Below are 9,630 nucleotides of genomic sequence, written 5' to 3' on the forward strand. Positions count from 1 at the left end.
CCAATGCCACAGAACCTATCCGGCCGCAGTTTTATCAAGCTGCTCGACTTCTCTCCCGACGAGATCCGGCATCTCCTGCAATTGGCGGTCAGCTTAAAAATGGCCAAGCAGGGCGGCTATGAGCGGCCGCAACTGGAGGGCAAGAACATCGCCCTGATCTTTGAAAAGGACAGCACCCGTACCCGCAGCGGGTTTGAGGTCGCGGCCTACGATCAAGGCGCGCATGTCACCTATCTGGGGCCATCGGGCAGCCATATCGGCCACAAGGAAACCATGAAGGATACCGCGCGGGTTCTGGGCCGGTTTTATGATGGCATCGAGTATCGCGGCTTCGGCCAGAAGGATGCCGAGGTGCTGGCGGAGTTTTCCGGCGTGCCGGTGTTCAACGGGCTGACGGATGATTTCCACCCGACACAGATCCTTGCCGACCTGATGACCATGCGCGAATTCACTCACAAACACCTGTCTGATATCGCCTTTTGCTTCATGGGGGATGCAGGCAACAACATGGGCTCAAGCCTGATGGTGGGTGCCGCCCTGATCGGCATGGATATCCGTCTGTGTGGCCCACAAAGCTGCTGGCCCGACGCTGACCTTGTCGCGCAATGTCGCACCATCGCCGAGTCCACAGGAGCCCGGATAACCCTGACCGAGAAGCACGCCGAAGGGCTGGAAGGGGCGGATTTTGTCTATACCGATGTCTGGGTCTCCATGGGGGAACCAGACGAGGTCTGGAAAGAGCGGATCGCCCTCCTGTCGCCCTATCAGGTCAACACAAAAGTCATGGAGATGACCGGCAATCCTTACGCCAAGTTCCTGCATTGCCTGCCGGCCTTCCACAACCGCAACACCGAAGTGGGCGAGGACACATTCCAGAAATTCGGCATCGACTGCATGGAAGTGACGGAAGAGGTGTTCGAAAGCGCGGCCTCGGTCGTCTTTGATCAGGCGGAAAACCGGATGCACACGATCAAGGCGGTTCTTGTCGCCACGATGGGGTCCTGAGATGCGCGTGGTGGTGGCCTTGGGTGGCAACGCGCTTTTGCAGCGGGGCGAGCCGATGACGTTTGAGGCACAACACACAAACGTCCGGATCGCGGCAACTGCACTGGCAGACCTGGCCCGCGATCATCAGATCGTCGTGGCGCACGGCAATGGTCCGCAGGTCGGCTTGCTCGCCCTCCAAGGTGCGGCCTACGATCCGGCAAAGCCCTGGCCGCTGGATGTCCTGGGCGCCGAAACCGAGGGCATGATCGGATATCTGATTGAGCAGGAGCTTATGAACGCCCTACCCGAGGGATCGCAATGTGCTACCCTGCTGAGCCGGGTAGAGGTGGACGCGAAGGACCCCGCCTTTGAGACCCCAAGCAAGCCCATTGGCCCCGTCTACACTGAGGCCGAGGCCGAGCAGGCGGCGCAAGATCATGGCTGGGCCATGGTCACCGAAGGCTCCGGCGGCCGTCGGCGCGTCGTCCCCTCGCCGCTGCCCCTCAGAATCGTGGGTCTGGACGCCATTAAGGTCCTTCTGAGCGCCGGGCATACCGTGATCTGCGCCGGGGGCGGTGGCATTCCCGTCGTGCGGAACGCGGATGGAGAGATGACGGGCGTGGAAGCGGTCATCGACAAGGATCGGACGTCGGCATTGCTGGCCTTGGGGCTGGGCGCGGACGCGCTCTTGCTGCTGACGGATGTGCCAGCGGTGTTCCGTCACTATGGCAGCGAGGATCAGAGCGCGATCAGCGAAGCGACACCCGAGGCACTGGGCGACCTCGACCTCGCGCCGGGGTCGATGGGGCCGAAGGTCGGCGCCGCCATCGCCTTTGTCCAGGCCAGCGGCAAGCTTGCCGGCATCGGCCAATTGACAGACGCCCGAGCGATCCTGGAGGGCCGGGCGGGAACGCGTGTCCTGTCGGACAAGGCGCACACCAGCCGGAACGTCAAGTCCGGCCAAAAGACCTCTGGTTTCACGGGCGCAGACCAACCTGTATCAGTGTGGCTTGATGACGGCGGTGCGATAGTCTGAGCGTTCACCGGGTATTGGACGAACAAATTTCCACTCAGAACAGACCAAAGGATTGTCAGATGTACGTCAAAGCCATTCTTCTCTTGCCAGTCTTGTTTGGCCTTGGTGGATGTCTCGGAAACGATACGGAACGCGGTGTTGCCGGTGCTGCAGGCGGCGCGGTGATTTCCGGAGCAACTGGCGGAAGCCCTGTTACCGGCGCTGTTATCGGCGGCGCTGCGGGCTATTTTTGCAGAGACCTAAACGTGCCCTTCTGCCGCAACGAATAGTGGGTCAAAAGCCATCGGAACAAGCGCTTGATACATGTTCCCTTGGACACGCCTAACACCGGAAAGCTGAAAGGAAGACGGCAATGAGTCGCAACTTCTTGATCATCCTGATCGCGATGCTCGCCATTTTCGCCATCGGGGCTGGGTATCTCTACTATCAGGAACGCCAAAGTGGCATCGATATCGAGATCAACGAGCATGGCGTGACCATCGAGGGGAACTGAAACGACCTCTTGCCGACAATATCACCATGGGCGCGTCTCACATGACGAGCGCCCCCAACATAGGAGAAAGCGCCATGTCACTCGGTACGATCCTGATCATTATTATTGTCATTTTTCTGCTCGGTGGGTTCAGCGGGCGCTTCGGCGGCTATGGCTATGGCTTCGGTCATGCCGGGACCGGTGTTCTTGGTACTGTCCTGATCATCGTTGTCATCCTGATGCTGCTGGGTCGCATCTGACGGCAGGCCAATGCGCAGCGACGTCAGGGGAGAAACGGCCCTTTCTGATCCATGTAGGACGGATCGAACTGGGCGAACTTGATCAGTTGGTCATAGTCATCAAACGCGACAAACCCGTCCCGAAACGTGACCATGCCTGCTTCGCGCAACTGCCTCAGAACCCGGTTGACGTGAACGGCGCTCAGCCCAAGCGCATCGGCCAGGTGGTATTGCGTCAGCGGACAGGCATAGCCGTCCGTGTTCCCCAGTCCCACCCAGGCAAGCCTTCCGCCAAGCTCCAGCAGGAAATGCGCCATGCGTTCGGCCGCATCGCGGCGTCCTACACCAACCAGATGCTCAACCACCATCGCCTCATCGCGGGACGCGGCCCACAAAACCGCGGTGGCCAGCCGGGGCGTTTGCGCAAACGCTTTCAGAAGGTCGGCTGCCAGGACTTCCGTCACCTCGATGTCCGTCACCGGCTCGATGCTGTGATCCGACACATGCAGAAGGACACTGCGCAGCCCCAGAAAATCGCCTGGGATCTGGAAATCCACGATCTGCCGCTGACCATCTTCAAGAAGCTTGTAGGAACAGGCCCAGCCAGAGGCGAGGATATAGGCAGCCTGATCTGATTGCCCCTGATGGACAAGATCCCGCCCCGCCACGAAGGTGCGGCGGCGCTTGTGCAACGAAGCAAGCACCGAGAGTTCAGGGTCCAACAGGGCGACGAATGCGCCAAGCTTGCGGACAAGCGGAGTGTTTTCGATCATTTGTCCCTCTTCGACACGCATCGAATTTCTAACAAAAGAAATCGCCCTAAGGACTGATGTCGATCAGCCCAGCATAGCAGAGTTTTTGCAAGTCTGTTCATTAAGCAGCAGGCGCACCCCCCGCGTCGCAGGCGTCGGAAAGGTCAATACTTTATGACAGACGATCATACGTATTCAGGCATGGCAGCCCTCGCGGTTTGTGAGGCCCTGCTCCTCGCACTGAACGACGCCGGGATCTTGCCCGAGAAAGAGATCATGGGCGTTCTGACGGATGCCGCTGCCACCCATGAGAACGCCACTGGATCCGAGGCCGATGTCGAAAGGCACCAGGCTGCAGCCGCACTGATCCGACGGATCATCGCCGGAGGAAATTCTGTCCGCAGGGCGTGACTCTGCAGATGGCGCGCTTGGTTCGGGCCAAAATGGTGCGCTCCTCCGGGTCAGAGAGCAGGCGCCAATTTCGACAAAAGGAGGAAGATCATGAAACATCACAAAAAACCTTCCACTTTACCTAAGTCCCGGTCCCCGGAGGTCCCGGACGAAACCGGCGAACACAAGCGCGGGACGGCCATAAAGGACGAACCGCACGCACCAGACAAAAGCGCTCAAAAGATCGACCGACCCGGTTTTGATTTAAGTGGCTCACAGGCGGCAAAACGGTTACATGCCTCATAGGTCACACCGAAATGACGCGTCAAACTGATCCATGTTGTAATCCTCAACCTCGTATTTGGGATAGTCTCGACGAAGACTGGCCAACATAAGAGCCACGCAACGGATGGGATGCCGATGACTAGAATTATATATCTTGTAGGGCTGGTTGTGATTGTCCTTTTCGTTCTGGGCATCCTCGGCCTGCGCTGAGTCACGTCATAACCTTCCCTTCACGGACTTAACTTTGCCCCGTTTATCAAACGTGGTGACACCTAAACCCTGTATCGGAGATACCCATGGCCACTGCCTAATCGACTGCCAAAGATGCACTGTCCTCTGATGATCTTAGCCAACAGATCGATGTGCTGCGCGACGACTTGAAAAAACTCGTGAACACAATCTCCGGCGATGTGTCAGACGGGATTGGACAGACGGGCCAGCAGATCAACCAGACCGGCCGCGATATCCACAAATCTGCGACGAACACCGTGCTTGAACATCCTCTGGCGGCTGTCGGGATCGCTGCGGCGGTTGGTCTGCTGCTTGGGTTGATTTCCCGGAAGGGCTGATATGGCACTTCCTCTTCTGGACCCGCTGCGTGATTTGACCCGTGTCGCCTTGAGTGGCGCGGGTTCGCGTGCGACCTTCACCTGCTTGACGGCGCTACTTGGCTTCATCGCGGTTTTTTTCTGGCCACCGCTGGCTTTGCTAGTCTTTTGCGGCTCATCGGCTTGCCTCTGACCGCCCTTGTCTTCGCCCTCCTTTTTGCAGCTTTTGCCCTGACCGTGTATCTGGTCGGTCGTGGTGCGTCGGCGCGTTATACAGCAAAGATTCTGGTGGCCAAGAACCGCGCCACCGCCGATATCGCCTTGACAGCGGCTCTTTCCAGTTAAGCCCAGCCACTGCTACCGATTGCTGCATTTCTGGCCGCCTTTGTCTTGGCGCGACGCCCGTGAAGGATGTGCTGCGGCGTTAAGCCGACTGACGATTGCCACCATGACAATCAACGCAGGCGTGGCGATCAATGCGCCCCCCGCGCCCCAAAGCCATGCACCAAAAGCAATCGCCCCAAAGACCGCGATCGGCGGGATTTGAAGACGTGCTCCAACGACCATAGGTGTGACGATCTAGCTTTCCACGATATTGAGCGTCACCACGACCATGAACCGTGCAAATGCGATAAACGGATCTTCAAATGATACGATCCCGACACCCAGAGTAATCAGTACCAGCAATGCGATCCCGATAAACGGCATAAAGTTCAACAAGGCCGCTGCGACGCCCCAGAAGCTCCCAAAAAATGTTAGCTGGTGCAGCTATATTTGAGTCTCACTGTGTTGATCGACCATCCGTTGAACCATCGGGGCAAAATGCCAAAAGTCGGGTGTTTCCATATCCGGGCGCTTACCAGCATCGTCCAGATAGCGCACCGCGATGATCTGGTCCAGATTTGGGTTCTTCTCGAATTCCGCGGTCTCCTCAGCGCTCATAGGCCCGCCCTGGAGATTAAGTGAGTGGATAGAAGCCTCGGACAGACGCCGGTAATATTCGGGCCGCGTCGCGCAGAGGTACCGTTTGGCGGCAACATGATAACGCACGCAGTGCGTGATCACGCTCGGGAAAAAACGTTCCAGCACCTCGGCACCTGCATCCTCATGGTGGCGATCTTCGGTGTCGCCCATCGTGAATGTGCCAAATTCGCTGGTAAAATGCCCAATATCATGCAGCAGCGCGCCGACGATAATCTCCTCAGGCTGGCCGTTTTGCTCGGCAATTGTTGCACCCTGCAGCATGTGCTGGCCCATGTTCACAGGTTCGCCGAGATATTCCTCGCCACCGCGGCGATCGAAGATGGACCCAATGAAATCTACGATCGTCTCGCGGCTGAGGCTATCGATGTCCGGTCTCATTCCGTATCCCCCAATGGCATATTTCTGCACATGGCATCATAGGTGGATCTCAACCCGTCCTTGTCGGCGTAACACCCCTGAAGCCAGCGGGTTCCTTCGCCGGAATAGCCTTTGCGGGCGTGCAGGACGCGCGTATTGTCAACGACAAAACCTTCACCAGGGTTCAGCCGGAATGTGACTTCCATCGCCTCATCATCGATAATTTCGCCAAGACGGCGATAGGCGGCATAGTAGGTTGCCATCTTATCGAAGGGGACATCAGTGATCGCAGCCATAGATCTGTTGTTGAACCGCACGGCGATCAGCTCACCATCTGGGGCAAGCTCGATCATCGGGCGGCGCGATGTCAGGCAAACGCCCGCCTCGCCCGAAAATTCAAACCGGGCACAATGGTCGGCAAGCACGTCGAAGTAGTTTTCGTTTTCCTCTCTCAGCCGTTTTGCGGCGGCAAATCCGTCCACGACCATGTTTTCGCCTCCCGCCGCAGAGCTTTCGAGGCAATAAAGGACCTGAACGGTCGGAACCGGGTCGCGATACGGATTGTCGGTATGCGCCTGAAGGCCCAGTCCGGTAAAGGCAAGGTTTGTTGGATTGACCTCGGTCCTCACTTCGAAGTGCCGCCCGTAGTTTGTCTCCCGCACATATCCGAACAGATCGACGAACTTGAACAAGGCGCCATCCTCAACCGGTCCGTTCACGACCTTGCCAAAGCCATATTTGTTTACCAGCCCAAGCCATTGGGTCAGGGCCGCGTCATCGCCGGAAAGCACTTCAAAATCGGCGGTGGGGACCGTGCCCATCAGCCGGGCATCCCAGGTTTCGACACCCGGCGCCGTCCAGCCGCGCTGGTGACTGGATTGCTCGTTGTCATAGGCATTCGCTTCAAGCCAACCCAGATCATAGGCCGTCACCTTACCCTCGGGCGCAAAGCAAACCTCCAGCGTATTGCCTTTCAGTTCGGCGCTGGCGATGCGTGTATCAGTCGGGATATCCCGCAATGCGATCAGGCGCTGACCGTTGCCGGGAGCGCGTGTTTCGGCATCGCTTGCATTGTCACGCAGCCAGATCGCATGGAAGCTCCGACGAGAGCTTGTTGTTTTCAGCGTCAGGTGTTCACCTAACGGATCGACGGTTACGGAGATCATGATGCAGTCCTTGGTCAGCAGATTTATGGCGACAGCATTGCAACTGTCAGGCATAAGATCAAATTAGAAATAATCACTCTAAGGTATCGCTTTGCTAATGAATGATCGAAGATTCAAGATGCCGCCGCTGGAGTGGATACGCGCATTTGAAGCTGCGGCCCGCTGCGGTAGTTTTACGGCTGCCGCCGCAGAGGCAGGGTTGACACAATCCGCGATCAGCCAGCGGATCAGCCAGCTTGAGAAAGAGCTTGGCACAACTCTCTTCTACAGGCGCGCGCGGGCCATTGAACTGACTGTTGAGGGCGAAACGTGGCTTCCACACGTGCGCACGGCGCTCAGAAATTTGCGGGACAGTTCCGAAGCCCTGTTCGGCTCTGGCCGGGGGCAGATGACGATCTCGGCCAGCCAATCGATCATCGATCTGTGGTTGCGTCCTCGCCTCCAAGGATTGGGGCGGATCGCGAAGGGGCAACTCACCATCCAATCCATGGTGATCGGCGCGCATGAGGCCGCTTTGGACGATATCATTCGCATCAGATATGGCACGGGCGATTGGCCGCACGATCACAAGTTGCAGCTGTTCGATGAGCAGATTGCCCCGCTTGCATCGCCCGACCTGGCCAAGAGCGTTGGACATTGGACGGACTGGCCCCGCATCGCATGTTCTGGGCCGCGCCCGGGTTGGAACACCTGGGCCACCCGCTTCGGAATTTCGACGACCCCGGTCCCGCAGCTGCGCTTTGACACGTTCCTCTCCGCCCTTGGTGCAGCGCGTGCCGGTCTGGGCGTAGTTTTGGCATCATTGCCGCTTTGTGACGAGGATATCAGGGCCGGACGGCTGGTTAGACTCAGCGACGAGGCTCTGCAACACCACGAAAGCTATTGGGCTATCGCCGGACCGGATGCGATTGCGCGGACCCAATGGAATGAGCTCGCCAAGGCGCTTGCCTGACAATCTGCTTCATCGTCGTATCAAAGCTTGCCGTCATTAAATGACCGGTCCGAAGAAGCTGCAATGCGGCGTTCAAGAACCAAATGAAGGTCCCCCAAAGCGCCGCAATTGACAGACGCATCTATTGGATCAGCGACATGCTGCGTTAGAGAAAGACAACTTCGAGGCCTAAATGATAGATGCAGCACACGTATTGAATGCTCGCGCCGTCGCATCAAGGGAGGACATGCCCCGCTCCTCATTTTACTATTTTTTCATGACAGCCTAAAAATAACACATTGTCTGGCGAGTAACGTCCACCAACCTAAAATGAAGGCGTCCCCATGGCCACCAAATCGAAACTGCACCCCCGCAATCAACACTCAGAAGGTTACGATTTCGCGCGGTTGGTGGCGCAGACGCCCGAGCTTGAGGCCTTTACGATCTGTAACCCAGCGGGTCAAACGACGATTGATTTTCAAGATGTTATGGCCGTCCGCATGCTTAATCGGGCGTTGCTAAAAACGCATTACGATATTAATTTTTGGGACATTCCCGCCGGTTACTTGTGCCCCCCAATTCCCGGCCGTGTTGACTACATCCACTATCTCGCGGATTTGCTTGCCGACAGCAATAATCAAGAAACCCCGCGAGGGCGTCATATCAAGGCCTTGGACATCGGCACTGGTGCGAGCTTGGTGTACCCGCTGACGGGCCAGAGCGAATACGGCTGGCACTTCACTGGCGTCGATATCGACACGGGTGCGATCAACTCGGCCCGAAAAATTTGTAAATACAACAAGTTAAAAACTACCCTTAGGCGACAAAGCAAACCTGAGAATATCTTTCGCGGTGTGATCCAGCCCAACGATGTTTTTCACGTAACCATGTGCAATCCACCTTTCCATGGGTCTATCGAAAAAGCGAATAAGGGTACCGAACGTAAGTGGGCGAACCTTGGCAAAGGGCGTTCAACAAAACTCAACTTTGGTGGTCAAAATGCTGAACTTTGGTGTCCTGGGGGCGAGATAAAGTTTATCGCTCACATGGTTGAACAGAGCACGGAGTTCGCCGACCAGTGCCTGTGGTTTACTTCGTTGGTGTCGAAAAAAGATAACCTCCAGCCCCTCAAGCGAATTCTGGGAAAAGCCAGGGTTGCTGACTGTAAGGTCGTAGAAATGGCGCAGGGACAAAAAACTAGCCGATTTATTGCTTGGACTTACATGAAGAAAAATCAGCGCTCCGCGTTTGTGAAGAATGCTCGGACATAGCCGCCTTTTGTCGAAGGCCTGTAGTGCCGATAAGGTCTGGTTCAGTAAAAACTGCATGCAGTGAATCCGAACACTGCCAACGGCGGCTGCCAGCCCAAAGCGGAGGTGTTTTGCCTCACGCAGGAAGTCGGCTATCATTGAAATCAAACCAACGGGTGCGCTTCCCCATCACCTTCCAGTCACTTCTCCCCATTCAAGATCAAACCTTGAAA

General features: G+C 56.9%; 15 protein-coding genes. 10 read left to right on the forward strand and 5 right to left on the reverse strand.

Annotated elements, in window-relative coordinates:
• The first annotated feature begins 3 nt into the window (after positions 1-3).
• The 5 genes from argF (at position 4) to LRK71_RS20040 (ending at position 2,755) form a co-directional block, all read left to right on the forward strand.
• Positions 4-1,005: an ornithine carbamoyltransferase gene (argF, locus tag LRK71_RS20020; protein WP_232405728.1), complete on the forward strand. Its 1,002-nt coding sequence runs from the start codon at positions 4-6 to the stop codon at positions 1,003-1,005.
• A 1-nt stretch (position 1,006) separates the two neighbouring features.
• On the forward strand, positions 1,007-2,023 hold the full coding sequence (arcC, locus tag LRK71_RS20025) for a carbamate kinase (protein WP_232405729.1): 1,017 nt from the start codon (positions 1,007-1,009) through the stop codon (positions 2,021-2,023).
• 59 nt (positions 2,024-2,082) lie between these two features.
• Complete coding sequence (locus LRK71_RS20030; RefSeq protein ID WP_232405730.1) at positions 2,083-2,292, forward strand: hypothetical protein; 210 nt, start codon at positions 2,083-2,085, stop codon at positions 2,290-2,292.
• Positions 2,293-2,375: 83 nt separating this feature from the next.
• On the forward strand, positions 2,376-2,516 hold the full coding sequence (locus LRK71_RS20035; protein WP_232405731.1) for a hypothetical protein: 141 nt from the start codon (positions 2,376-2,378) through the stop codon (positions 2,514-2,516).
• Between the two features lie 74 nt (positions 2,517-2,590).
• Positions 2,591-2,755 carry a DUF3309 family protein gene (locus LRK71_RS20040; protein ID WP_232405732.1) on the forward strand — a complete coding sequence of 55 codons (165 nt, stop codon included), beginning with the start codon at positions 2,591-2,593 and terminating at the stop codon, positions 2,753-2,755.
• A 23-nt stretch (positions 2,756-2,778) separates the two neighbouring features.
• Here LRK71_RS20040 and LRK71_RS20045 read toward each other — a convergent pair whose 3' ends face one another.
• Entirely contained in the window at positions 2,779-3,507 is a 729-nt protein-coding gene (locus LRK71_RS20045) for a Crp/Fnr family transcriptional regulator (protein WP_232405733.1), read from the reverse strand.
• Positions 3,508-3,660: 153 nt separating this feature from the next.
• Here LRK71_RS20045 and LRK71_RS20050 point away from each other — a divergent pair, with 153 nt between their 5' ends.
• The 3 genes from LRK71_RS20050 to LRK71_RS20060 all read left to right on the forward strand — a co-directional run bounded on the left by LRK71_RS20050 (position 3,661) and on the right by LRK71_RS20060 (position 5,054).
• A complete protein-coding gene (locus tag LRK71_RS20050; protein ID WP_232405734.1) occupies positions 3,661-3,897 on the forward strand; it encodes a hypothetical protein in 237 nt (78 codons plus the stop codon).
• A gap of 626 nt (positions 3,898-4,523) precedes the next feature.
• Complete coding sequence (locus tag LRK71_RS20055; RefSeq protein WP_232405735.1) at positions 4,524-4,730, forward strand: glycine zipper domain-containing protein; 207 nt, start codon at positions 4,524-4,526, stop codon at positions 4,728-4,730.
• A 162-nt stretch (positions 4,731-4,892) separates the two neighbouring features.
• Complete coding sequence (locus tag LRK71_RS20060; RefSeq protein WP_232405736.1) at positions 4,893-5,054, forward strand: hypothetical protein; 162 nt, start codon at positions 4,893-4,895, stop codon at positions 5,052-5,054.
• Between the two features lie 12 nt (positions 5,055-5,066).
• On the opposite strand, the gene LRK71_RS20625 is transcribed toward LRK71_RS20060, so the two are convergent.
• The 4 genes from LRK71_RS20625 to tmpA are packed head-to-tail and all read right to left on the reverse strand — an operon-like array spanning position 5,067 to position 7,216.
• Positions 5,067-5,276, reverse strand: a complete 210-nt coding sequence (locus tag LRK71_RS20625; RefSeq protein ID WP_408636027.1) for a hypothetical protein — start codon at positions 5,274-5,276, stop codon at positions 5,067-5,069.
• 12 nt (positions 5,277-5,288) lie between these two features.
• Entirely contained in the window at positions 5,289-5,426 is a 138-nt protein-coding gene (locus LRK71_RS20065) for a hypothetical protein (protein ID WP_232405737.1), read from the reverse strand.
• A gap of 51 nt (positions 5,427-5,477) precedes the next feature.
• Positions 5,478-6,071 (reverse strand): (R)-1-hydroxy-2-trimethylaminoethylphosphonate oxygenase, encoded by a 594-nt coding sequence (gene tmpB / locus LRK71_RS20070; protein ID WP_232405738.1) that lies wholly within the window; start codon positions 6,069-6,071, stop codon positions 5,478-5,480.
• On the reverse strand, positions 6,068-7,216 hold the full coding sequence (gene tmpA, locus LRK71_RS20075) for a 2-trimethylaminoethylphosphonate dioxygenase (protein ID WP_232405739.1): 1,149 nt from the start codon (positions 7,214-7,216) through the stop codon (positions 6,068-6,070). The genes tmpB and tmpA overlap by 4 nt, the downstream gene beginning before the upstream one ends.
• 97 nt (positions 7,217-7,313) lie before the next feature.
• Here tmpA and LRK71_RS20080 point away from each other — a divergent pair, with 97 nt between their 5' ends.
• Positions 7,314-8,168 carry a LysR family transcriptional regulator gene (locus tag LRK71_RS20080; RefSeq protein WP_232405740.1) on the forward strand — a complete coding sequence of 285 codons (855 nt, stop codon included), beginning with the start codon at positions 7,314-7,316 and terminating at the stop codon, positions 8,166-8,168.
• Between the two features lie 323 nt (positions 8,169-8,491).
• Complete coding sequence (rlmF, locus tag LRK71_RS20085; protein ID WP_232405741.1) at positions 8,492-9,418, forward strand: 23S rRNA (adenine(1618)-N(6))-methyltransferase RlmF; 927 nt, start codon at positions 8,492-8,494, stop codon at positions 9,416-9,418.
• The last annotated feature ends 212 nt before the right edge of the window (positions 9,419-9,630 follow it).

The sequence above is a fragment of the Pseudophaeobacter flagellatus genome (assembly GCF_021228235.1).
In the GTDB taxonomy this organism is placed as follows: domain Bacteria; phylum Pseudomonadota; class Alphaproteobacteria; order Rhodobacterales; family Rhodobacteraceae; genus Pseudophaeobacter; species Pseudophaeobacter flagellatus.